Origin of the sequence: Streptomyces sp. NPDC057137 (genome assembly GCF_042670825.1) — a bacterium.
GTDB lineage: Bacteria > Actinomycetota > Actinomycetes > Streptomycetales > Streptomycetaceae > Streptomyces.
In genome coordinates this window covers 1-23674 of record NZ_JBHUUW010000022.1, presented here as the reverse complement: position 1 = coordinate 23674, position 23674 = coordinate 1, and the positions used below count along the sequence as shown (strand labels likewise).

Genomic DNA, 23674 nt, shown 5'->3' with positions numbered 1-23674 from the left:
GGGCCAGGCAGTGCGGCGGCAATTCAGCTGCCTGGCCGTGATCCGCGGCTCCGCCGCGGCCGGGGGCGGTGCGACGGAGAAGGCGCGGCACCGGCAAGTGACGGAGGGCAACTTGCCTCCCTGGTGCCTGGCTTACTCCGTACCCGGCCACCACGCTTGTTGACTACCTCCGGCAGCACGCGCGGCAGCTGCCACCCATGGTCGGGCGCCTCGGGGCGCGGCCGTCCGGTGGCAGACAACGGGAGAAGGTGACCGAACTGATCGGCGCGGCAGGCGACATACCTGGCTCAGTGTCTCCCCTCCATCCCTGGTACCAGGAACCGGGCAGCCGGCACATCTCTTCAGTGTTGTACGCGTTCGGCAACCCGGGCCGTGGGGACGCGTCATGACCGTCCCGGCCACCAAGGGGACCGGCAAACGGCCGTCCTTGTGGCGCAACCGCGAGTTCGTCGCCCTGTGGAGCGGTCAGGTCATCTCGACCCTGGGCACACAGATCAGCGGGACGGCGATGCCGCTGCTGGTGCTCGCGACCACCGGATCGCCCTCTGACGCCGGACTGGTCGGAGCCGCCGGCACGCTTCCCTTCCTCCTGGGTCACCTGCCCGCCGGCCCGCTGGTGGACCGGTGGAATCGCCGCAAGATCCTTCTCGTCAGTCAGCTCGTCGCGGGTCTGGCACTGTCCACTGTTCCGATCGCCATGTGGTTGGGCGTCTTCACGATCGCGCATCTCGCTGTGGCCGCCTTCGTACAGGGGATGTGCTTCGTCTTCTTCGGGCTGGCCGAGCGCGCCGCCCTCCCCCTGATCGTCCCGGCCTCGCTCCTGCCCACCGCGATTGCCCACAACGAGGCCAGGAGCCGCGGCGCGGCTCTGATCGGTCCTCCCCTCGGCGGCATGCTCTTCGGCCTCGGCCGAGCCGTGCCGTTCGTGGCCGACGCGGTCTCCTTCCTCATCGCCTCGGTCGGAATGCTGTTCATCCGGAGCGACCTGCAGAGTCGTACGGCGAAACCGGTGGAATCACTGTGGCAAGCCACCACCGCGGGCCTGCGCTGGATCTGGCGTCATCCGTTCATCCGCGCCGCGGTCGTGCTGATCGCTGTCAGCAACCTGGTCTTTCACGCCCTCATATTGATCATCGTCGTCCTCGCCCAGCAGCACGGCGCCACACCCACCGACATCGGCACGATGCTCGGCATCTACAGCGGTGGCGGTCTGGTCGGAGCACTCGCGGCAGGCAAGTTGCATCGTCACTTCACGCCCAAGGCCGTCATCATCGGGGTCAACTGGATCTGGGCCGCGCTCCTGCCCCTCTTCGTATTCACGTCCAGTCCGCTGATGATCGGCGTCATCGGTGCCGCAAGCGCCTTCGTCGGACCGCTGTGGAACGTCGTGATCATCAGCTACACGACGCTCCTGGTTCCCAACGAGCTGCTGGGACGCGTCATGAGCGCGGCCATGACCCTGTCCTGGGGGGTTATGCCCCTGGCCTCCGTCGGTGCCGGCCTTCTGCTCACGACTGTCGGACCGACTAGCTCCGTACTCGTGCTGTCCGCGCTGATGCTCATCACCGCCGTCGCGGCCACCGCCAGTCCGGCCCTCCGGCATGCGCCACCACTCCCCGCACACGACGAGGTACTGGGCGGGCGATGAGATCCCCCGGAACCACCACCAGGCGTCCAGCAGGCAAGATTCCCACCCCCTTCTTGCCGGGCAAGCTTCCTGGCTCCCAGAGGGGATGTCACTGGAGAGTTCCAGACATCGGCGATCACACCCCACTCGGAGGACGTCTGTGACCACCACATCTCAAGTTGTCGACCTCATCTACTTTGACCTGGACCCAGTTGATCTGCGGACGATCGACAAGCTTCTGGCCAGAACAAGCGCTCAGTATCCGCACCCGGAAGCACCGGAGTTGCTGCGGGACGCGCCGCGGATAGCCGCCGGCCTCCCTGACGATCTGACGCGTTTCCTGAGAACGTTCCAGCTTACCGAGCCGGCTGCGGCTGTCGTGGTGCGCGGCTTCCAGGTGGACGATGCCCTGATCGGGTCGACGCCGCCGCACTGGTCGAGGCAGGCGGATCCGGCGTCGACCCGGCGTGAGGAGTTCTTCTTCATGCTGGTGGCCTCTCTGTTGGGTGAGCCGTTCGGCTGGTCGACGCTCCAGCGCGGCAATCTGGTCCACAACGTCGTTCCCATCAGCGGAGAGGAGCACCAGCAGAGCGGCCATGGCAGTGCCGACCATCTTGAGTGGCACACCGAGGACGGTTTCCACCCGTACCGCTGTGACTATCTGAGCCTGATGGGCATGCGCAATCACGGTGCGGTGCCCACCACGTACGCGAGTGTCGCCTCGCTGGACCTGCCCGAGGAGGTGACGCGGGTGCTGTCCGAGCCGCGATTCCTGATCCGGCCCGACGACGAGCACGTGCGCAACGCCCGCGCGGACACCATGCGTCCGCGCTCCACCATCCAGCAGGCCGCTGACGCGCCGGTCCCGGCGGCGATTCTCTTCGGCGGGGCCGACCTTCCCTATCTGCGTATCGATCCGTACTTCATGTCGGCGCTGCCGGGCGACAGCCGGGCCGCGGATGCCCTGGAACTGGTGACCAAGCAGCTCGAAGCAAGCCTCCAGCACATCGTCGTGCACGCCGGAGAGATCCTCTTCATCGACAACTTCCGGGCGGTGCACGGCCGTCGCTCCTTCCATGCCACCTACGACGGCACCGACCGATGGCTGAAGAAGATCGTCGTCAGCAGCGACCTGCGCAAGTCACGCGCCATCCGTGTCAGTGCCGACTCCCGAATCCTCCAGTAAGCGCATCGACGTGTGCAGCGACAAGAAGGAGCAGAGTATGGCTGATGCCGATCCTCCGTCCGGTTCACCGCGATCGCTGAAGAGATTCCTCCTCTGCAGCCCTGACCATTTCGACGTCACCTTCGAGATCAATCCGTGGATGTCGGCCGAGCGCCGTCCCGATCGGAAGAAGAGCTGGCAGGAATGGAAGGATCTCGTGGCCAACCTGCGGGCCGCCGGTGCCGAGGTCCATCATTTCCCCTCGCTGCCCGGACTCTCGGACATGGTCTTTCCGACGGATGTGGGGATTGTGGCCGGAGACCATTTCGTGCGCGGCCGTTTCCGGCATGCCGAGCGCCGGGACGAAGCCGCGTACGGGGCGAGATGGCTTCTGGAACACGGATTCACCGAGATTCCCTGGCCCGACAACCCCGACCTGTTCCTGGAAGGCGGTGACGTCGTCCGATTCGGCGATGTGCTGCTGTGCGGAAACGGTCCACGCACCTCACCTGCCACGGCGACGTACCTGTCCCGCGTGCTCGACAGGCCGGTGGTGACCGTCCCGATCGTCGACCCGCGCTTCTACCACCTCGACATGTCCTTCTTCCCGCTCGACGACCGCCGGGCGATCTACGCGCCCGACGTCTGGGACCTCGAAGGACAGCGGGCCGTCGAGAGACTCGTACCGGAACCACTGGTCATCAGTATCGACGAAGCGCTGTCCTTCTGCGCCAACTCTGTCGTGGTCGGAGACACCGTGGTGATGCCCTTCTGCCCGCCACGCGTTCGGTCGGCGCTCGTGGACTGGGGATTCACCGTCTGCGTCTCCCCCGTCGACGAATTCCTCAAGGCCGGCGGTGGAATTCGTTGCATGTCGCTCGATCTCGACCTGCTCGCCACACGGGTACCGCAGCAGTGAGTCCCGATCTATGCCGCGCGGGCCTGGCCGCGGCGGGTTCCGACGGGCCCCTGCCTCTGTCCGCCGCACAACAAGAAGTGTGGTTCGCCCACCAGTTGGACGCCGGCGGCGCCTTTCACAACTGCGGTGGATACATCGAGATCCATGGGCGACTTGAGGAGGCGCACCTGGCTGAGGCGGTCCGGCGGGCCGTCGGCGAGACCGACGCCCTGCGAGTTCGTTTCGCCGCGGACGCGAAGGGCGCCCCCTGGCAGTGGCCGGCCGATGTCGATGCCCCGCTGCATGTGCGCGATTTCAGCGAGGAGAACGAGCCGCGTCGTGCCGCGGTGGAGTGGGTACGGGCGGATCTGGGCACGCCGGTCGATCTTGAGAAGGGCGTGCTGTTCACCCACACCTTGCTCCGTCTGGCCCCGGACCACTTCCTCTTCCACCTCCGCTACCACCACATCGTCCTGGACGGTTACGGCCAGGTCCTCCACTGGCGCAGGCTGGCACAGCTCTATACGGCGTTGGCGGAGGGGGTGACAGTCTCCCGGACGAGTGCGGGTACGCTGCGTGATCTTCTCGCGGAGGAAGCCGAGTACCGGGCGTCATCGGCCCTTGAGAGCGACCGCGCTCATTGGCTGAGCGGCGTGGACGAGTGGCCCGCTCGCATCAGCCTGAGTCACAGAAGGGTCGGAACGTCCCGGCCGGCCGAGCGGTTCCCGGCCCCGGTCCCGGTTGAGCGAATCAACGAGACGGCGGCGAAGTACCGGGTGCCGTGGGCGGTTGTCGTGCTGGCGTCGACAGCGGCGTACTTGCACCGGATCACCCAGCAGGACGAGATCGTCATCGGGCTGCCGGTGCGAGCCCGGACCACCCGCACCGCGCTGACCACGCCGGGCATGCTGGCCAATGTGCTGCCGTTGCGGCTGTCCGTACGCTCCGACATGCCGTTCCGTGATCTTGTGCGGCATGTCTCCGCGCAGGTGAGCGAGGTGCTGGCGCACCAGCGATTCCGTGGTGAGGACATCCAGCGGGAGCTCAGGCGGACCGGGGCGGCCAAGGAGCCCCCCGGCGTGGTTGTCAACGTACTGCCGTTCGACGGCCGGTTGGCCTTCGGTGCGCTGAAGGGCACGCTTCACCAGTTGTCCTCGGGACCCGTACGCGACCTCTCGATCCAGTTTCTCGGTGACGCCGAGGGTGCCGACCTCCGGTTGTCGTTCGACCCCAATCCAGACCTGCACGACGCCGCTACGGTGGCCGCCCACCGTGATCAGCTCGCGTCCTTCCTGAGCAACCTCGTCCGAGCGGACGAGGGGTCGCCCGTGGGGAAGATCGAGATCCTCACCTCCTCCGAGCAGGCCTTCACGGCATCCGCGAACTGCCCGCCACCTGGTGACCAGCGGGTGCTCCCCAGTAATGCCACCTACTTCGCGAAGGACGCATGATGGCGGTTGAAACTGTCTTCCTCCTGCCCGGCCAAGGGGGTTACACCCCGGGGAACCTCGCCGGTGACGACTCGCCCGACGTCAGAGAGGTCCTCGACGCGGCGGACCGGGTCGCGGCCGAGTTCGGACGCGAGGGCGTCTCGCACCTGATGACCAACGCCGACGCGCCCTCCGCGGCCGACCTGATGCGCTCGGACTCCTTCGCGCTGCAACTCGCCGTGTTCACCTCGGCCGTGGCCGGTTTCCGCATCGCGGAGAGACAGGGCGGGCCGGACGTCGTGGTCGGGCACAGCATGGGTGAGATCGCCGCCTTGACGGTGGCCGGAGCGTTCAGCCTGACCGACGGCGCACGCCTGGTGTGCCACCGCTCGGAAGCCCTCCTCGCACACTGCCCCTCGAACGGCGGCATGGTTGCCCTGGAACTGCCGGCCGGCCGCACGGCGCACCTGGTGGGTGCCGTCGCCGACCGCGGCCTGGCCGTCGCCGTCTCCAACGCGCCGCGCCAGACCGTGGTGTCGGGACCCGACGAGGCGATCGGCACGATCGCGCGGCTGGCCGGCGCGATGGGCGTGCGGGCCACTCGGCTGAATGCTCCCTTCCCGTTCCACAGCCCGATGCTGGCCCTCGCCGCTCACGCGTTCGGCGAAGCGGTCACCGGCATCCGGCAGCGTCCGCTGCGCCGGGCCGTGTACTCGCCGGTGGCCGGCGGCTACGTCCACGACGACTCCGACCTCAGGGCACTGATCGCGCGGCAGCTCACCGCCCCGGTGCGGTTCACGGCCGCCATTCGTCAGCTCCACGCCGACGGCGCGCAGCACTTCGTGGAGTGCGGTCGGGCAGGACTGTCCGGACTCGTCGGGCGCACCGTGCCGGACGTCAGCACCGCCCACACCGTTCGGGTGCGAGGCACCGACAGCACGCCGGCCCCCACGCTCGACGAGACCGTTCCGGCCGAGCCCGCGCGGACAGCTGAGGTGACTCCGGCGGCGACGCCCGCTCCAGTCGGCGTGGATGTGCTGGACGAGTTGAGGGAGTTGTACGCGTCGACGCTGGGCTACCCGGTGGAGGTGATCACGGGGGATGCCGATCTGGAGGCGGACCTGGGGATCGATTCGCTGAAGCGTGCCGAGATGTTGGGAAAGGTGTCGGCTCAATTCGGGCTGGGGGAAGCGGCCTTGGGCGGCCGGTTCCTCGCCCAGCCCACGCTCGCCGACCTCGCCGACCTCATCGCCACCACTCAGGCGTCCACGCGCTGATCTACGAAAACGGGAGCCAGCATGTCCCTCGATCTCTCCGGCCGCGTCATCCTGGTCACCGGTGCGGGCAAGCCGCTGAGCAGGTCCTTGGCGGATCACCTCAGGCGGCTCGGCGCGCATGTCGTGACGTGTGAAGCGTACGACGCACCCCGGATACGAGCCGTGCTCGGCCGGTCCGGCGCCCGGTACGGCCGGGTCGACGCGCTCGTGAACATCGTGGTCGGAGAGGAAGGACTGGGCGACGCCCGCACCGCGACGGCCACGACCATGGAATTCATGGCACCGCACGAGCACGGTGCGATCGTGCACGTGGCCGCCGCCCCGCTGGAGCGGGAACCGGTGGCGGAGCTCGTGCGCGGACTCGGTGCCGGCAGGCCGGACGGTATCCGCGTCAACGCCGTGGTCGTCCAGGAGGACGCGGAGCGGTCGTTGGCGGAGGGCGCCGCGCGGCTCGTCGCGTTTCTGGCCTCCGACGACGCCGTGTCCATCGACTGCCGGACGCTGCTGGTCAGCGGGGCCCCTGCCGAAGTGCCACCCGCCGATGACGCGGTCGTCGTCGTGGGCATGGGACTCGCCGTCCCGGGGGCGAGTTCACCCGAGCAGTTCTGGGAACTGCTGAGGAGCGGCGAGCCGGTGTTCCGCGAACCGGGGGACCGAATGGACCTGGACACCATGTGGTCCGCGGACGCCACCGCCGAGGACAAGACCTACACCCGTGTGTCCAACTTCATGACCGGCTTCGAACCCCACCCGCGCCTCAAGGACGAGCTGGCGTCCGGTGCCTTCGACTGCGAGGAGTACACGGCCCTCTGGCTCCGGCACTCCCTGCTGAGCGCCACCGAGAAGGTCACGGTCCGTCCCGGGGACCGGCAGTTGTTCGCCGTCGGCCTCACCCCCGACGGCAGCCCCCACCTGGAGCACAGCCTGGTCTCCGCCGGGGTGCGGGCCCTCCTCACCGAAGCCGGTGTCGAGACGCCGGGCGGGCTCGACACGCTCTACCCGCTGGCCTCCGAATCACCGGAGGACATGCTTCCGTACCGCATCGCCCGGATGGCCGCCCCCGATCTCCCCGATTCCGCGGAGATCGTCGTCGTCGACACCGCCTGTTCCTCCTCCCTGTACACCATCGACGTGGGCGTCCGGGCGCTCCGCGCGGGCGAGACCGACGTGGCGCTGTGCGGCGGGGCCTTCGCGGTCGGCGCTCAGACCCTGGTGCTGTTCTCCAAGCTCCGCGGCCTGTCCCGGTCCGGCCGGGTGCGGTCCCTGGACCGGGACGCCGACGGCGTGGTGTTCAGCGACGGAGCCGCGGTGCTGGCCCTGAAGACGTATGCCAGAGCGACCGCCGACGGCGATCCCGTCCTCGGGTTCGTCGCCGGTTTCGGCGGATCGTCCGACGGGCGCGGTAAGGCGATCTACACCCCGAACGCCTCGGGCCAGATGGTCGCCCTCGACCGGGCGTGGCGCGCCGCCGGGGTCACACCCGAGGACGTGGACTGGATCCTCGCGCACGCGACGGGCACGCGGACCGGTGACCGTACCGAGCTGAGTGCCCTCGGCCAGAGCGCGGAACCGGGTAAGACGTGGACGGTGACCGCCAACAAGTCGCTGGTCGGGCACACGGCCTGGGCGGCCGGTGCGGTATCGGTGATCCACGCGCTGCTGGCCATGGAGCACGAGGTCATCCCGGAACAACAGCAGTTCAGCGCGTTGCCCGAGGGCGTGACGACCTCCGTACACGTGCCTGTCGACGACGTGCCGTGGATCAGAACGCCTGGGCGTCGCCGCACCGTCGGCGTGTCGGCCATGGGCTTCGGCGGCACCAACGGCCATCTCGTCCTCACGGATCAGCCACCGGCCCGCGATGTGGCCGCCGCCCCGCGGCCGCACACGGAGGACGACCCGATCGTCGTCGTCGCCCAGGGCACGCACTTCCCCGGCGATCCGGACGAGGAACGCGTCGCCCGCTGGCTCTCGGGAGGCACCGCCGACTGGCCGTCGTCCTTCGGCGAGGCCCACCCGCTTCCGTCGCCCGTGGAGGCCCGGCTGGCGCCCTCGACCATCGCGGTCATGGACCGCGGTCAGCTGATGGCCCTGCGATGTGCCGACCTTCTCGCCGGGGAGTGGACGAAGGACGAAAGGCTGTCGAAGCGTGCCGGCGTGATTGTCGGCCACACCGGGCCTACCAGGTCCGCGCTCGGCTACGACCTGCGCTGTTATCGCGAGGACCTCGTGGCCAAGCTGGTCGGACCCGCCGGCCTACCGCCCGGGATGTTCGATGACGCGGTGCGCGCGATGACGCGCCCCATCAACGAGGACGCCTATCCCGGGTTGATGCCGAGCATCATCGCGGCCCGAGTGTTGCAGCGGCTGGACCTGCACGGACCGAACATGACACTCGACGCGGGCCGGGACTCCACCAACTCCGCCCTGGCCACCGCCATCCGGTACCTGCGGGACGGCGATATGGAGATGGCCGTGGTCATCGGTGTCAACGCCATGACGGACCATGTCTCCCGCCACGGAAGCAGGGAGATCGCGGAGGCCGCGGTCGGCTTTGTACTGACCCGGCTGAGTGTCGCCGAGGAACACGACATGGTCGTCCTGGGCCAGGTTGGGCTGGCGGCGAGCGACACCCCCGCGCAGCCTTCGGGGAACGCGTTTTCGCGTGCGCGCAACTTCCGCGGCGCTCAGGGAGCTGTCGCACTTCTGCACGCCTTGCACTCCTCGGCAGAGCGGACGGTCATCCGGCCCGTGGAGGACGACCACACGCCCGCGATCGTCGTGACACCCCGGTCGGCCGACGCACCCGCACCCGAACCGGCGCGAGGGGAAGCCTCATTGAGCGGCCGGCTCCAGCGGCACTCGCTCACCCTGCGTCCCGTCCCTGCCCGGAGCGTCCGTCCCCGCGTGGAGGCGCTGCCCGCGGGGAGCCTGGTACTGACAGACGATCCGCGAGTACTGACCGACGTGCGCATACCGACGGACTGCCTGCTCGTCGCTCCCGGGAGCGCACCACGTGAAACCGCCCTGCCGTTCCCGGTGGCCTATCTCGACGAGCCGGAGGACCTGGAGCGGCTGCTGGCCAGGGACGGCCGGTCGTTCGGCCAGGTCCGCGTCATCGTCGCGGGATCCCGTTCCACCCCGGCCGCCTGGGATGTACCCGCGCGCGTCCTGGACCTCCATGACCTGGCGTTCATGGCGGCCAAGCACTGCGCCGCGCCGCTCGACGACGGCGGCTGCCTGGCGGTACTCGCGCTGGACTCGGTCGAGGCCGCGGCTCCCGTCCCGGTCGCGGGCCTCTTCGGCGGACTGGTGCGGAGTCTGTCGCAGGAACTCCCCGGCTGTCTGATGTTCGCGCTGGTCACCGATGGCAAGGACGCGTCGGCCGGCCTGGCGCTGCTGGCCGAGGAGTCGGCGGCACACCGCTACATCCCGGTCGCCCACCAGATGGGTGGCGTGCGCCACGAGCTGATGCTGCTGCCTGTCGAGACGCCGCCGGACGACACGGGGCTCGGCCTGCCGGACGACCCGGTGATCGTCGCCACCGGTGGTGCCCGCGGAATCACCGCCCATCTGGTGCACGAACTCGTGGCGGAACGCGCGCCCCGCGGCGTCTGGCTGCTCGGTACGGGCCCCGCGCCCGACCCGTCCGCGATCGCCTTGGCGCGCCTGCCGCGCCCCGACGCGCTGCGTGAACTCATGGCGCTGCACCCGTCCGAGACTCCCGCGGCACTCAGCCGTCGCTACGACCGTGCGGTCCAGCAGGCCGAACGCGGCGAAACACTCCAGGAGTTGGAGCGCTCCTGCGGCGCCGCGCGGGTTCACTACCGGCAGTGCGACGTCCTGGACGAGGAAGCCGTACGCGGGGTGGTCGACGAGATCCTGGCCGTGGAGGGCCGTGTTGACGTCCTGGTGCACGGTGCCGGTCTGACGCGCTCCGCCGGGCTCACCCGTAAGAGGCTCGCCGACTTCCGGGCCGTACGGGACGTGAAGGTCCGCGGATACGCACACCTGCGCGCCGCCCTGGGCGACCGGCGACCTGCCCTGTGGTGCAGCGTCAGCTCCACCGCGTCGTTCCTCGGGGTCCCCGGCGACTCCGACTACGGCGCGGCCAACGAGTTCCTGCTCCTCGCCGCCGCCCACGCACGGGCGACCGAAGGCGCGGACGAGGTCGCGCTGGCCTCCGCACTGTGGGTCGAGTCGGGCATGGCGTCACTCAACTCCAAGAACGGCGCTTTCCTGATCCAGCGGGGAGACACCGGCCAGCTGACCGACACCCAGGGCCGGGAGTTCTTCCGCACCGAACTCCGCGGGCGCGGCGATGGCGGGCTGGCGACGGCCTGGATCGGCGACGCGGACTGGACGACCCTGCAGCGCGGGGCACCCGGATTCCGCGCGGCCTGCGAGGAGGCCGCCGGGACGGTCGCCGAACCGCCGCGCACCCCGGCGCCGGCCGCTCGGCGGGCGTTCCTGACGGGGCCCGCGCGGTACGACGGGGAGGCGGCGACCTGGACCTGCGAGGTCGGCCTCGACGAGCATGCGTACCTGCTGGAACACCTGGTCGACGGCAGGCCGACCGTACCCGCGACCTTCATCCTGGAGATGGCGGCCGAAGCCGCGGCCGAGCTGGCCCCGGGCCTGCTCCCGGCGCGCATCACCGACATCGTCCTGTCGCAGTTCATCCGGGCCGCGCGGCATCGCTGGCCGCGCACACTGCGCGTCTTCGCCGTACGCGAAGGCGACCGGGTACGCGTACGGATCACGTCACCGGCGGTCGGCCCCGTGCCCGAGCGCGAACACACCCGCATGGTGGTCCATCTGGCCCGGGCGCTCCCGGCCGGCCCTTGGTGCGCACCCGCGCCGACCGGCGGCCACGATGCCCCGAACACATACGAAACGCCCGGCACACCGGTCGAGTTGAGCGGTGTGTTCAGGGCGATGCGCCGCCCCCGGCTGGTGGCGGACGGCGGCTCCGCGGACTTGCGTCTCACCCTTCCGCGGGACGGCGGCGTCTTCTCCCGCTTCATCCTCCCGAGCGTCGCTCTCGACTGCCTGCTGCGCACCTCCGTTCTCGACGGCAGGCAGCCGGGAGCTGTGCCGGTGATGATTCCCACCGGGCTGGCCTCCGTGGACCTCCACACCTCGGCCAACGACGCCGAGCTGGCCGCCGGTTGGCCGGACGGACTGCTGCTGCGCCACTGGTTCGACTCCGGGTCGGGAGAGGAGCGCTGTGCCGTGGTCGGACCGGACAGCCGCGCCCTCATCCAGGTGACCGGCATCTCGGGAGCGGAGAAGGGCGCCTACGACCCCGCGACGGACACCTGGCGTTCCGGGCCGCGCCAGAGCCGCGAGGGGGTGCCCGTGTGACAGTCGTCGGCAAACGGGCGGAGGACGGGCCGCCGGTGGACCTCGCCGGCACGCACGCGCGCCCGTCGGCGGCGCGGCACACCACCGGCATCGAGGCCGTGCCTTCGGCCTGCGGGTGAGCACGCACGCGGTGAGCCGCATCGCCACGAAGCCCACCGGGCGTCCGCTCGTACACGGAGCCGTCACCTGCCCACGGCCCGTCCCAGGAGCCGCGCTGCGGCTGTTCCTGTTCCACCACGCCGGTGGCTCCCACCTTCTCTACAAGGACTGGGAGGCCGAGTTACCGGCCGACTGGGAAGTGTGTCTGCTGGACGCCCCCGGTCGGGGGAATCTGCGTGACACTCCTCCGATCGACAACAGTGTTGAACTGGTGGACTTCTTCTCCAGAGAGATCCTTCGGTGGACGAGCCGTCCCTTCGCCTTCTTCGGGCACAGCATGGGGGCCCTGGTCGCGTACGAACTGACCCGGCATCTGGCGGCCGAGAAGCGCCGTCTCCCTCTCTGGCTGGGCCTGTCCGCCTGCGGCGCACCACGACCCGCTCATGATGACGCGGAGGAAACAGGTGCGCGCCCCGCGCTCACCGACGACGAACTACGGCGCCTGCTCAGGTCGTTGGGCGGGACGCCCGACGTGGTCCTGAACGAAGGCGCTCTGTGGCGCCTGTTCAGCCCGATCTTCCGGAACGACTTCACGCTTGTCGACACCTGGCGTCCCGAGGCGGACGCGGAGCCGCTGCGAGTGCCCACATCCGTGTTCGGCGGCGACAACGACCCCATGGTCCGGCGGGAGTCCCTGGCCGCCTGGACGGACCGTACGGAACACTTCCTCGGCCTGAACATGTTCGACGGCGGTCACTTCTACCTCGACAGCCGGCGTCGGTCGACCGTCCGGCGCATCACCGCGGCGGTGGCCGCGGCACGGCGGACGGCTCAGGAACACATCGACTGACGAGGACCGACGGCCGCACGGGAGCACGGTCGGTCAGGGCTTCAGCGCGTGGCCTGTTGGGGGATACGCGCATGGGCCCACCGTGAGAGGTCCGGTTCGGCGAGCGAGGAGACCCACAGGTCGACCATGGCCGTGGTGCGTTCCCCGGGCCAGGGGCCGACGCCGAGCACCCGCATACCGGCTCGGGACGCGGCTTCGACACCACACAGGGAGTCCTCCACGGCGAGCGTGTCGACCGGGTCGACCCCGCAGTGGCGCGCGGCGGCCAGGTAGACGTCGGGCTGCGGTTTGGGCTGAATTCTGGCGTCGGGGACCACGATGTGGTCGAAGTAGTCGCGCAGGTCCGCCGTGGCCAGGCAGGACTCGACGACCTCGCGCGGGCAGTTGCTGGCCACGGCAAGCGGGGCGAACGTGGCTACGGACAGGACGAGTTCACGGGCTCCGGGCATGGTCATGGGGTTCTCGGCGACCAGGTCGCGAAAGATCCGAAGCAGGTTCCCGGTCATGTCCTCGGCGAGGTCGGGCCGGCCGCTCTCCACGGCCATGAGCCGGCCGCATTCGGTGTAGTGGAGGCCCTTGGCCCGGTCCGCGAAGCCGGGCGCGGCAGCGAGGCCGTACTCACCGAGCGTGTGTTCCCTCGCGTCCTGCCAGTGCTTTTCGGTGTCCATGAGGGTGCCGTCGCAGTCGAACACGATGGCCGAGGGGGTCCAGGAGAGGACGCGTTCAGAGGTCATGGGATGGGTTTTCCGTTCCGGAATGCCGAGGAGCGGGAACTGCGAGCACCGTGCCGCCTCGCACGGTCGCCGCGTTGGTCGCCCGCTCCCGGGGCGAGATCGGTTCCCGGTGGGCGGACGCGAGGAGGAAGCCTCTTCCTCGAACTCATCCAGGAACATAACGATCGCTACGTTATGAACCATCACGAAAAGTAGTCAAGTAGGTGCACATAGTGACGAAGGTGTGTCTATCGGTACTCAAGGGCGCCGTAGGCGACGTAGCGGCTGCCCTGCAGAACACGAAAACCGCAGGTCCGGTGGTGCGGCACGCACAGAACCAGCGGAGCGGGCGAGAACTCGGCGAAGCTCACCGCTTTCAGCCGACCGGCGGTAGGGCGCACACGCCGGCCGTCGCTCGCCAGCGCGCCGGCCTGCCGCGCCGCCTCCAGCAGGACCATGCCCGGCACATGGTCCGAGGAGTGGTCGAAGAAGAACGGGTGCCGTAGGTCGGCCGGTCGCAGCCGCACGGCGCCGCCGCCGACCGCGATCATCACATCGCGTGCGTGGTCCGCTCCGATTCGCCCGGTGTCGGGCCGAACGCAGTGTCCGGCGGGCATTCTCGGACGCACGGTCGCCCTGGCGCCACGCATGGCGGCATACCGCTCCGGGCTCACGAAGCGCGCCCCGCCGCCGGCCCGCGCGAACACCTGCGAACCGACGCGGATGGAGACCTCCATCCGCAGTCCGGTGACAGCGCCGTCCGCCCCGTTGCGTATGTCGGTCACCGCCGCGCGGCAGCTGACATCGGTGCAATTCGCCGTGGCGCGAGGTTCCTTGTCCGGATCGATCCGGAAGAACAGGTCGGTGATCAGCAGCCGGAATTGGGACGGCACGCCATAATGGCGCAATGGCAGGTAGATGCCGAGCTGGCGCATTGTTTCGACGATGATCAGCGGACTGTGCAGGTCCGCTCCGCCCCGTGGGAACGTGGGATGCGACCGCGGCCAGGACGCCGCCGCGTCGAATACGTTCCGCTGCCTGCCGGGACGCACATCGGTGAGCAGCACCTCGGCCGCCGACGTGCGGTGCACCAGTTCACGAGGGACGGTCCTCGACCAGCTCAGTCGGGATTCACCGGTGAGCGCTCCCGCCGCCGAATTCTCCATGTAATCAGAAGAACTCATGTGCTGCGGGTCCGCACTCCCGCTTTTCGATCATGACCGCGGTATGCATTAGATTTCCGTGCTGTAACGCGACGGCGCGGCATCGGGGTAAATATGCAGGGACGGGCAAAGGCAACGCGGCGTTCTCTTCTGGAGGCGGCTTCGCGACTGTTCGAGGAGCGAGGCTACGCCGGCACGAGCATCAGTGACATCAGCGCGCTCTCCGGCCGGACCAGCGGCGCGATCTACTTCCACTACGCGGGAAAGGAGAAGCTCGCCCTCGCGGTGATGGAGGAGTTGTTCGCGACATGGCCCGCGCTGATCACCCGTCACCGCGGGGCGGACCTCACCGCACTGGAGAAGCTCGTCGCGCTGAGTTTCTCGGTCGCCCGCGCGTTCCGGGACGACGTCGTGGTGCGGGGCGGCGCACGGCTCTGGGCGGAACGCAAGTCCGTCGACGCCTCCCTGCCGTCTCCGTTCGAGGGCTGGATCGAGACTGTCGCCGGCCTGCTGGAGGAGGCGCACGCCGAAGGCGCGCTCGCCCCGTCCGTGATTCCGCGAAGAGCCGGGAATGCCGTCGTGTACGCGTTCTTCGGACTGCACACCGTCTCCGACGCGTTGGACGGGCGGAAGCACATCGAGGAGAGCCTTCACGACCTGTGGCACCTCCTGCTGCCCGCTCTCCAGGCGGAACCCCGGCCGACCCCGCTGCTCGACCGGGTACACGCTCATCTCGACGGCGCCGACGCGGCACCATGTACGAAGCCACCGTGCCGGTAGCTCTGTACGTCGCGAGGGCGAGCACCATTCAGGCGAAGGCGCCGCCCTCGATGAGGATGAGCAGGCCGATGGCGATCAGAACCAGAGGCAGCAGGATGTGGCCCCAGCGGGTGAGAACCTTGGCGATGACCGGACGCGTGGCGAAGTAGCGGCCCGCGAGGCACCACACAGCCACCAGCACGAGGAACACCACGGCGTACACGCTCATTGCGCCGATGCCCGCGGTGGCGAAGACCGGCACGTAGACGCCGATGTTGTCGCCGCCGTTGGCGAAGGTGACCGCCGCGACCTCCAGCGGGCTCGGCCCGCCCTCCTCGGTCTGCGCCTTCTCCTCGTCCCCACCGCCCTCGCGATGGCTGTTCCACGCCTGCCAGGCGGCCTTGAGGCCGAGCACGAGCGGCAGCAGGCCGAGGTAGGGGATGGCGGACTCAGGCAGGAAGGTGGCGCCGAAAGCGGCGGCCACCGCGACCGCGAGGATCGCGGCGAAGCCGAGGTACTGGCCGAGCACGATGCGGCGGGCGGAGCCTCGGTGTCCGGCGCCCCGCGCGAAGAACAGCGCCAGGATCAGGATGTCGTCGATGTTGGTGACGGCGAACAGTCCGGCCGCCTGCCCGATGATGCCCAGGCTCACGAGTGGGCGCTCTCCTCCGATGTGGGTGTCCCGGTGACGCTACCGGGAGCCCGTACCGCTCCGCTCGCGGGTCGGGGCTCAGTGCTGTTCCTTCTCGTGAACATCGATCACGACGCCGTCGCGGGGACCGAGTTCTCGCCGGTGTGACTCAATGCATCGATCCTGTAACCGAGTTGGGCACGCATACACACGGCACGCCGTCCATGGCGACAATGTGATCGTGTCCACTTCGACTGACCTCGAACTCGATGACGGTACGCCGATCCGATTCGTACTGACTCCGGTCGAGGGCGCGGTGGCCCCCGTGCCGGACCGGGACCTGCCCGAGGGGATGGGGCAAGCCGTGCCCGTGGCCGCCGGGGGGCGGACAGTGGCCAGCTTCGCTTCGGGGGCTCTGCGCGGGGCGCTCAAGCCGCTCGGGCCGCTGCTGCAAGAGGTGCACGATGTCGTCGCGGGCGTGCCCGATCCGCCCAGCGAGGTGAGTGTGACCTTCGGGGTGCAGGTCGGTCAGGATCTCAAGTTCGGGATCGTGGGCGCCAACGGCCTGGCCCATCTCACCGTCACCGCCTGCTGGAAACCGGACCAGGCGGCCAACGGCGGTCCGCCGACCGCGGCGGAGTGACGGTGGGGTGGTTCGGAGCCGCTCGGGGCGAGGACGACGAGCCGTACCGGTATGTCGCGTCCGTACGCAGAGCCGAGGACGGCGTTCTGGCGGGGGCGGGCTTCGTCCTGAGTGCCGACCTCGTGCTGACCTGCGCCCACGTTGTCAACGACGCTTTGGGCCGAGCCATGTTCGAGTCGCGGTCACCGGGGCTCGACGAGCTCTCGGTGGAAGTGCGCGACACGTCCGGGACGCAGCGCTACCCCGCACGCGTGGCGCACTGGATCCCGCCACGTGCCGGGGACGGTGGCACGGTGCGCACGGGGGACGACGAGTGGTTCGGCGACCTCGCCGTGCTGCGCGTCGACGGGCCCGCAGGGGGCCTTCCTTTCAGCCCCGACCGGACCGCCATGACGGTGGATCAGGAGGTGAGCGCTTGGCACGGCGGAGGCCGGGGGGCCACTATCGCCCGCCTCACCGTCGCCTCGCTCCATCGTTCACTGGGCTATCTGGACGGCGAGGCCACCGGTATGGCGGTGGGTGCCGGTTACAGCGGCGGTCCGTTGTGGTGCCGGGACGAGGAAGCCGTGGTCGGACTCGTCGTCGCCCACTTCATGCCTCCCCGGGACCCTGCCGGGGCTTTGCTCCCGCCCAGCCCCCAGCACCTGATCAGGCGTAGCTGGGCCGTTCCCTGGCAGAGCATCGAAGCCGAACTGCGGCCCCTGGGCGTCCTCGATGCCGTGACCACCGCTCCCCTCGATTTCGAGGATCCCGCCTTCCTGCTGCTCGTGGAGGTGGTCGAGGAGGTCCTGCCCGTGATGAGCGAGCGCATCGACCGCGCCCAGCGGCTGGCCCGCATGTGCGGCGTCGAGGCCGCCAGCAGTGTCACCCCGCCCACCTCCGAGGAGTTGGCGGCGTTCCTCCTCACGCATCCGCGCGCCCTCGCGGTCCTCTCGGGTCTCCTGCGGCGTGACAGCCCGGAGGCCGCCGACCGTGTGCTGGCGACGGGCGGCCTCTCTCACGTACCGAGACTCCTGTCCCCGCAGGAGTACGCCGAACTGCGCAGGCGTCTGGGGGCCTTGGACCGGGCCGTGCTCGGGCGATTCCCGGAGGCGGTGCGTGCCGCGCTGCCGCACCTGGCGGCCCTGCCCGGCGGGGATTCCCTGGACGCGCTGCTCGACCAGTTGGAGACACTGCCCGGGGACAGCCGCTCCGTCGGCGGGGAGCGGCGGGTCCCGGCGCTGATCCGCGTTGTGGAGTACGTGGGCGCCTTGTGTCCCGGGGCCAGGCGGGCGGAGTTACGCCTGTGGGCGGACGGCGTCGCCCGGCGTCTGGGCATTCCGCGGGCGGCGCTGGGCGAGCGCCGGTCGGATGCCCAGGTGTGGGCACGCGCGGCGCGGGACCGTTCCGCGCGTGTACGTGTCCTGGTGCAGGTGAACGGGGCCGAGCGCGGCCGTCATCGGCTGCGGAGCTGGTGCGACGAGGGTGCGGGGCCTCGGCAGGTGTCGACGGACAGCGTCGTGTCGTACTCGGCGTCGGAGGCGGCGCGCGAGGTCCTGCGCGTCCTGGACACCCTCAAGTCCCCTGACGGAGACGAGAGATCGCCCCTCGTAGAGGTACTCGTGGACCGCACCAGTCTCAACCTGCCCATCGACGAGTGGGAGGCACGGGACCCGGACGAGATCGTGCCGGGAGTGCTCGGAGTGGAGTTCCCGCTGGTCGTGCACTGCCCGGAACTCCTCCGTCGGCACGGCCGATTCATGGCCCACTGGCGCAGCAGGTGGAGCCGGCTGGACTCGGGGAAGACGTTCGTCGTCTCGGAGTCCATGGACCGCGAGGCGATCTACTCCCGGCTGGTCAACCAACTCGACACGGTTCGCGTCTCCGTGGACGTACCTCCCGCTGTGCGGGACGGCGTCGTGCAAACCTGCCTCGCGCTGGGCATACCCGTGGTGGTGTGGGACCGCAGCCGGGACGGGGCGTCGCACGTCACGAAGCACATGGCGGAGGTCGCCACCCGGGAGCTGCCCGACGGAATACGGAACTACCGCGCCAATGCCAAGGCAAGCCCGCCCGAGTTCCCCGGCCGTCCGGTCCTCGCCTGGGCCGACGCCGACCGCACCGTGCCCCGACTGCACCTGACCGAACCACAGGAGAGCGCATGACATCCGCGCCCGAGGCCGACTGGCGTCTCTTCCGCGGTGACGGTGTACCGCGGGCCGTCACCCTGCCTTCCGCCCCGCCCTGGCGGCGCTTCACGCCTGTCCGGTCGGCGCGGCCCGAACTGCCGTACCTGATCGAGGAGAAGCACGCCGATGTCGTCAACGCGGCTCTGCATCTGCGCCGTCCGCTGCTGGTGACCGGGCCGGCCGGCACCGGCAAGTCGTCGCTCGCCCGAGCCGTCGCGCGCGAGTTGTGTCTCGGCGAGTTGCTGCGATGGCCCGTCAACAGCCGTTCCACCGTGAAGGACGCCCTCTACCAGTACGACGCGATCGGCCGGCTCCGTGAGACGACGCTCAGCCGGGACCGCGGCGAACGCGAGCCGTCCATCGGGACATTCATCCGGCTCGGCCCGCTCGGCACCGCTCTCGTGCCGTCCGCCACCCCACGCGCCCTGCTCATCGACGAGATGGACAAGGGCGACGTCGACCTGCCCAACGACCTGCTGACCGTGTTCGAGGACGGCGTCTTCGACATCCCGGAGCTGACCCGCCTCCCGGAGGACATGGCCGACGTGGAGGTGCAGAACCTGGACCACCACGGCACGGTCCGCGTGCACCAAGGTCTGGTCCAGTGCGCCGAGTTCCCCGTCGTCGTCATCACCAGCAACGGCGAACGCGACTTTCCCCCCGCCTTCCTGCGCCGCTGTGTCCGCCTCGACCTCCCGGTACCGGACGAGGAGCGGCTGCGCGCCATCGTCACCGCGCACCTGGGCCCCACAGCGCTGCGGGAGGCGGATGACCTGATCGAGGCCTTCCTGCGCCGCCGGGCCCCAGGTGAACTCGCCACCGATCAGCTGCTCAACGCCGTGTTCCTGCGCACCGGTGGCGTCGACCTGGACGCGGAGGGCCTGCTGGACGCCGTACTGCACCAGCTCACCGGGTCGATGTGAGCAGGTCGATGTGAGCAGGGAGGACGGTGCGAGCAACGGGGGCGACGCCGGGCGGCTCGCCGAGGCCCTGCGGGTCCTCAGGGCCTGCGGCCACGAACTGGACACGGACCAGATTCTCGACGTGCTGTGGCTGGCCCACCGACTGCCCGCAGGCTCGCAGGCGCCGCTCCACCGGGACTCCCCCGCCACCCAGCAGCTCCCCGAGCCGCCGCCCGCGCCGGAACCCAACCGGGCCCCACAGCAGCCCGTGCCCGAATCCGACGATCCGGAGCTGCCCGACCTCACCACCCCGGCCCTCTACGCCGCCGCCCGCCGCACCCCGGCCCCCGAAGCTCTGTCGACACGGGCGGGCCGGCAGCCCCGCAAGGCCATGCCCCTACGGATCCCCGAGGACAAAGCCCTCGCCGACGAGCTCGAACTCGGCCGGGCGCTGCGCCCGTTACGCCGCCGGCGCGACAGCCGGCACCGCACGGAGATCGACGAGGAGCGCACAGCGGCCGAACTCGCCGAGACCAGTCTGGCCGACGTCGTGGAACGGCCGGTACGAGAACGCTGGCTGAACCTCGTCCTGCTCGTCGACGACGGCCTGTCCATGCTGCTGTGGCACCGGCTCGGCACCGAGCTGCGCACGCTGATGGAGCGCCTCGGAGCCTTCGCCGGCAACCGCGTCCTCGGTCTCGACACCCGTGACGCCCGTCAACCACGCCTGCACGCACGCCCGTTCCGGCCCGACAGCACCGAGTTGCCGCTGAGCACGGTCAACGACCCCTCGGGTCGTACCCTTCTGCTGGTCGTCAGCGACGGCATGGGCGCCGCCTGGCGGGCCGGCACGATGCACGAGTTTCTGGGCGAACGAGCGGCGCTCGGCCCGGTCGCGGTCCTGCACACCCTGCCGCCCGACATGTGGGAGGCATCCGGCATCGCCGCCGAGCGCTGGCAGGCCACCACCCGGCGGATCGGCGGCGCCAACACCTCCTGGGAGATCTCCGACCCGGTCCTGCCGTGGGGCCTGGCCGAATTCGACGGGGTGCCGGTGCCGGTCCTGGAGCCGACGTCCGCCTCGCTGCGGGAGTGGGCGCGCCTCCTCGCCTCGCCCGGGACCACCGTGGCGCTGCCGCTGCTGACCCGACCCAGCCGGTACGGGGCCGTGGCCCCCTCGCGGGACCTGAGCAGCACCCAGCACTTCCGGGACGCGGCCACGCCGGAGGCGTACCGGCTCGCGGCCCATCTCGCCGCGGTCTCCCCGCTGTCGGTGCCGGTGATGCGGCTGGTGCAGAGCGCCGTACCGTGGCCGGCCAGCACTTCCCATCTCGCGGAGGTGTTCCTCGGCGGCCTCGTCCGGCCGCACCCGGCACCCGTGCCGGGGCCGCTGCCCGCCAAACACCGGGTCTTCGACTTCTCGGACGCGTCCAAGACGGTGCTTCTGGACGCGGTGCCGCAGGCAGAACTCCTCCGCACGAGCCGGCAGATCGGACGACGTCTCGAGGAACTGGCGGGCAACTCGCCCGACTTCCCCGCGTGGCTGGCTCACCCCGACGGTTCCGCCGAACTGCCGGATTCGCACCAGCCGTTCACCACCGTCGAACGACGGCTGCTGACCCGGTTCGGCGTGTCGTTCGGCGAGGCACCGTCCATACCTGGCCCGGAACACGGCCAGACCGACCCCGACATCGACGGCTGGGAGCCGCTCTCGGCGGACGACCCCCAACGGATCGGCGGATACCAGCTACGGGGCCGCCGCCACGGGCGCCGCACGGTGGTGTACCGCGGCGTCGACGAGAACGGGGCAGAAGCCGTACTGAGGATCCCACGCCCCGATCTCCCCGCCGTCAACGTCCGGTTGATCGAGGTGGAAGCCGAAGCGCTCGCCCGGCTCCAGGGGCAGTACGCGCCCATGCCGCTCGCCACCGGGCTCGGTGACGATCCGCCCTGGCTCGCGATGACGCCGATCGCGGACGCGGACGCGCCGGACGCACAGCCTCCCCGGCTGGGCGAGATCTTCGGTCACGCGCTGTCGGACGGCACAGCCCCCTTCGACATCCTCCGCGGGCTCCTCGTCGCCTGCTACCTCGCGAACGCCCTCGCCGCGTGCCACCTCAACGGCCTCGTGCCCGCCGACTTCAACGCCGACAGCATCTTCGTCCTACGGCGCACCGTGGTCCTCGGTGACCTGTCGGACTGCGTCATCGACGGGGAGTACCTCGGCGCGGGCACGATCCCGACTCGCAAGGACAATCTGCGCTCGCTCGGAGAACTGCTGCAGCTCATCAGCAGCAAGGCCGGCTGGGACATGCCGAACCTGCCGGAGGGCATGCACCTGTGGCAGGGCGACACCTGGGAACAGCTGCGGCACCTCGTGCTGCGCTGCCTCGACCCCGATCCGGCACAGCGCCCTCCCGCAAGCGAGGTCGCCGAGCTCCTGGCCCGCTACGTCGCCCGGGCCCGCCTCCAGCGCGGAACCGGTGAGCCGCAGTTCCAGCTCTCCTTCGACCATCCGCCGGCGCCGGTACCGCTCACCCCGCCACCGGACGCCCAAGCGCCCGGCGCGGCCGACCGCCGCCTGCGCCTGCCCCGTTTCGGCACCGCCCGCCGGGAAACGCAGGCCCGGCTGGAGCGGCTGCGAGAGCCGCTGCCGCACAGCAGACGGCTGACCCTGGTCGGCGCCTACCACTACAGCGGACGCGCCACGACCACGATGGCGCTCGGTTCCCTGCTCGCCGCTGTGCGGGGCGAGCCGGTCCTGGCCATCGACGGCGCCGCCTCGGAAGGGGCGCTCGACGCCTTCCTCGGCCATCAGCGCAACCCGGCTGTCGTACGCGATCTGGCGGCCCTGCCGCCCAGACCTGCCTACAGCGAAATCCGTGCTCTCACCACGCGCCTGACGTCGGGCCTCGAAGTGGTGGCGCATCGCGCGGGCCACTTCAGCCTGAACCCCGCGCACGCGCAGGAATACGCCCGCGTGCTGGCACAGACCGCGCCCTACTACGCATGCGTACTGACCGACTGGTCCCCGCTGAGGTTCGACCGGTCGGCCGATGTCGTCCTGGCCCACACGGACCGGCTGATCCTGTGCTGCGGTACCGCCGACTGGTTCCTCGACGCGGCGGCGCGAGTCCTCGAATCGCTACGCGAAGCCGGACACGACCAGCTTGCCCGCGAGGCGATCGTGGTGGCCTGCGAGGTCGGGGGCCCCTCGGGCCGATACGCACCCGAGGCCCTCGCCCGTCGCCTGCTCATCGCGCCGGACCAGGTGGTGCACGTCCCCTTCGACGTCGCGCTGCAGTCACGCGGCTGGGAGCTGCGCCAGCTCCGGGCGGCCACGACGAACGCCTTCCTGGAACTCGCCGAGCTGGCCCTGGAGCCGGGCAATGCCTCCGGGGCCGCGATCGAGACATAGGCCGCGGACGTGCCGGGCCACGCGCCCGTCGTCGGCCCGGTAACGCCCACCTGCCCCGGGCGGGCGGCGAGAAGGTTGGTGGGCGGGGCCGACGGAACCGGGTAACGTCTTTGTCATGTTCTTCCAGACGCCGATTTACGAGTGAGAGCGTGACGGGCTCCCGCTGACGTCCCTCGATGTCGCCGCCTGTCCCCCACCGATGCATCCGTAGATCACTTCACACCATTACCGGGAGAACCCGTGACCGTGAGCAAGAACATCAACAACCCCGTGGGCATGGGCGGCGGCCAGCGTAAGCGGCTGTCCCGTACCGAGCGGCAGAACAACGGTCCGCACCGCAACCTCGACCGCCAGGGTGCGGCCGACCAGAAGGCGGAGCTGGTGCGCAAGATGCGCGAGAAGGCAGGCGCAGCCGAGGGTGCCGAGCCCGAGCAGGCGGACGACGACACCGAGCAGAGCTGACGCTGTCTCTTATACACCGTGGAGGGCGAGGACACGGCCGAGGACGAGGCGGGAGCCCTGGCCGAGGGAGTGCTGCGCGCCTTCCGCAGCTACCAGAAACGC

Annotated in this window: 17 protein-coding genes; 14 read left to right on the top strand and 3 right to left on the bottom strand. The window is 70.1% G+C overall.

The genetic code is table 11. From position 1 onward, the window contains the following. Window positions 1-385: 385 nt before the first annotated feature. The 8 genes from ACFT9I_RS19190 to ACFT9I_RS19155 all read left to right on the top strand — a co-directional run bounded on the left by ACFT9I_RS19190 (window position 386) and on the right by ACFT9I_RS19155 (window position 12713). Window positions 386-1648 carry an MFS transporter gene (locus tag ACFT9I_RS19190; protein ID WP_382565675.1) on the top strand — a complete coding sequence of 421 codons (1263 nt, stop codon included), beginning with the start codon at window positions 386-388 and terminating at the stop codon, window positions 1646-1648. 139 nt (window positions 1649-1787) lie between these two features. After that, complete coding sequence (gene gntD / locus ACFT9I_RS19185) at window positions 1788-2813, top strand: guanitoxin biosynthesis L-enduracididine beta-hydroxylase GntD (protein ID WP_382565673.1); 1026 nt, start codon at window positions 1788-1790, stop codon at window positions 2811-2813. 37 nt (window positions 2814-2850) lie between these two features. Further along, a complete protein-coding gene (locus ACFT9I_RS19180; RefSeq protein WP_382565672.1) occupies window positions 2851-3711 on the top strand; it encodes a dimethylarginine dimethylaminohydrolase family protein in 861 nt (286 codons plus the stop codon). Then, window positions 3708-5141: a condensation domain-containing protein gene (locus ACFT9I_RS19175; RefSeq protein WP_382565670.1), complete on the top strand. Its 1434-nt coding sequence runs from the start codon at window positions 3708-3710 to the stop codon at window positions 5139-5141. The genes ACFT9I_RS19180 and ACFT9I_RS19175 overlap by 4 nt, the downstream gene beginning before the upstream one ends. Then, window positions 5141-6397, top strand: a complete 1257-nt coding sequence (locus ACFT9I_RS19170) for an acyltransferase domain-containing protein (RefSeq protein ID WP_382565668.1) — start codon at window positions 5141-5143, stop codon at window positions 6395-6397. Before ACFT9I_RS19175 ends, ACFT9I_RS19170 begins: the two co-directional genes overlap by 1 nt. A gap of 21 nt (window positions 6398-6418) precedes the next feature. Continuing rightward, a complete protein-coding gene (locus ACFT9I_RS19165) occupies window positions 6419-11764 on the top strand; it encodes an SDR family NAD(P)-dependent oxidoreductase (RefSeq protein ID WP_382565666.1) in 5346 nt (1781 codons plus the stop codon). Continuing rightward, on the top strand, window positions 11761-11883 hold the full coding sequence (locus ACFT9I_RS19160; protein ID WP_382565665.1) for a hypothetical protein: 123 nt from the start codon (window positions 11761-11763) through the stop codon (window positions 11881-11883). The genes ACFT9I_RS19165 and ACFT9I_RS19160 overlap by 4 nt, the downstream gene beginning before the upstream one ends. Beyond that, window positions 11880-12713 carry a thioesterase II family protein gene (locus ACFT9I_RS19155; RefSeq protein ID WP_382565663.1) on the top strand — a complete coding sequence of 278 codons (834 nt, stop codon included), beginning with the start codon at window positions 11880-11882 and terminating at the stop codon, window positions 12711-12713. The genes ACFT9I_RS19160 and ACFT9I_RS19155 overlap by 4 nt, the downstream gene beginning before the upstream one ends. A gap of 41 nt (window positions 12714-12754) precedes the next feature. Here the strand turns inward: ACFT9I_RS19155 and ACFT9I_RS19150 are convergent, their stop codons facing one another. Together ACFT9I_RS19150 and ACFT9I_RS19145 are read right to left on the bottom strand one after the other, a co-directional pair. After that, window positions 12755-13447 (bottom strand): HAD family hydrolase, encoded by a 693-nt coding sequence (locus ACFT9I_RS19150; protein WP_382565661.1) that lies wholly within the window; start codon window positions 13445-13447, stop codon window positions 12755-12757. 227 nt (window positions 13448-13674) lie between these two features. Continuing rightward, window positions 13675-14592, bottom strand: a complete 918-nt coding sequence (locus ACFT9I_RS19145; protein ID WP_382565807.1) for a ScbA/BarX family gamma-butyrolactone biosynthesis protein — start codon at window positions 14590-14592, stop codon at window positions 13675-13677. Between the two features lie 111 nt (window positions 14593-14703). Between ACFT9I_RS19145 and ACFT9I_RS19140 the strand changes: the two genes are divergently transcribed. Further along, window positions 14704-15369 (top strand): ScbR family autoregulator-binding transcription factor, encoded by a 666-nt coding sequence (locus ACFT9I_RS19140; protein ID WP_382565660.1) that lies wholly within the window; start codon window positions 14704-14706, stop codon window positions 15367-15369. 28 nt (window positions 15370-15397) lie between these two features. Here ACFT9I_RS19140 and ACFT9I_RS19135 read toward each other — a convergent pair whose 3' ends face one another. Beyond that, on the bottom strand, window positions 15398-16000 hold the full coding sequence (locus ACFT9I_RS19135; RefSeq protein WP_382565658.1) for a cadmium resistance transporter: 603 nt from the start codon (window positions 15998-16000) through the stop codon (window positions 15398-15400). Window positions 16001-16220: 220 nt separating this feature from the next. On the opposite strand from ACFT9I_RS19135, the gene ACFT9I_RS19130 reads away from it, so the two are divergent. The 5 genes from ACFT9I_RS19130 to ACFT9I_RS19110 all read left to right on the top strand — a co-directional run bounded on the left by ACFT9I_RS19130 (window position 16221) and on the right by ACFT9I_RS19110 (window position 23572). After that, window positions 16221-16622, top strand: a complete 402-nt coding sequence (locus tag ACFT9I_RS19130) for a CU044_2847 family protein (protein WP_382565656.1) — start codon at window positions 16221-16223, stop codon at window positions 16620-16622. A 2-nt stretch (window positions 16623-16624) separates the two neighbouring features. Next, a complete protein-coding gene (locus ACFT9I_RS19125; RefSeq protein WP_382565654.1) occupies window positions 16625-18766 on the top strand; it encodes a trypsin-like peptidase domain-containing protein in 2142 nt (713 codons plus the stop codon). Next, on the top strand, window positions 18763-19713 hold the full coding sequence (locus tag ACFT9I_RS19120; RefSeq protein WP_382565652.1) for an AAA family ATPase: 951 nt from the start codon (window positions 18763-18765) through the stop codon (window positions 19711-19713). The genes ACFT9I_RS19125 and ACFT9I_RS19120 overlap by 4 nt, the downstream gene beginning before the upstream one ends. 10 nt (window positions 19714-19723) lie before the next feature. After that, on the top strand, window positions 19724-23110 hold the full coding sequence (locus ACFT9I_RS19115) for an SAV_2336 N-terminal domain-related protein (protein WP_382565651.1): 3387 nt from the start codon (window positions 19724-19726) through the stop codon (window positions 23108-23110). A 240-nt stretch (window positions 23111-23350) separates the two neighbouring features. Next, the gene (locus tag ACFT9I_RS19110; protein WP_382565649.1) at window positions 23351-23572 is read left to right on the top strand and encodes a DUF6243 family protein; all 222 of its coding nucleotides are present in this window, start codon (window positions 23351-23353) and stop codon (window positions 23570-23572) included. The last annotated feature ends 102 nt before the right edge of the window (window positions 23573-23674 follow it).

Bases quoted from the DNA above. Each gene is read 5' to 3' on its own strand.
- ACFT9I_RS19190 (WP_382565675.1), top strand. From the start codon at position 386: ATGACCGTCCCGGCCACCAAGGGGACCGGCAAACGGCCGTCCTTGTGG.
- ACFT9I_RS19180 (WP_382565672.1), top strand. From the start codon at position 2,851: ATGGCTGATGCCGATCCTCCGTCCGGTTCACCGCGATCGCTGAAGAGA.
- ACFT9I_RS19170 (WP_382565668.1), top strand. From the start codon at position 5,141: ATGGCGGTTGAAACTGTCTTCCTCCTGCCCGGCCAAGGGGGTTACACC.
- ACFT9I_RS19165 (WP_382565666.1), top strand. From the start codon at position 6,419: ATGTCCCTCGATCTCTCCGGCCGCGTCATCCTGGTCACCGGTGCGGGC.
- ACFT9I_RS19150 (WP_382565661.1), bottom strand. From the start codon at position 13,447: ATGACCTCTGAACGCGTCCTCTCCTGGACCCCCTCGGCCATCGTGTTC.
- ACFT9I_RS19145 (WP_382565807.1), bottom strand. From the start codon at position 14,592: ATGGAGAATTCGGCGGCGGGAGCGCTCACCGGTGAATCCCGACTGAGC.
- ACFT9I_RS19140 (WP_382565660.1), top strand. From the start codon at position 14,704: ATGCAGGGACGGGCAAAGGCAACGCGGCGTTCTCTTCTGGAGGCGGCT.
- ACFT9I_RS19120 (WP_382565652.1), top strand. From the start codon at position 18,763: ATGACATCCGCGCCCGAGGCCGACTGGCGTCTCTTCCGCGGTGACGGT.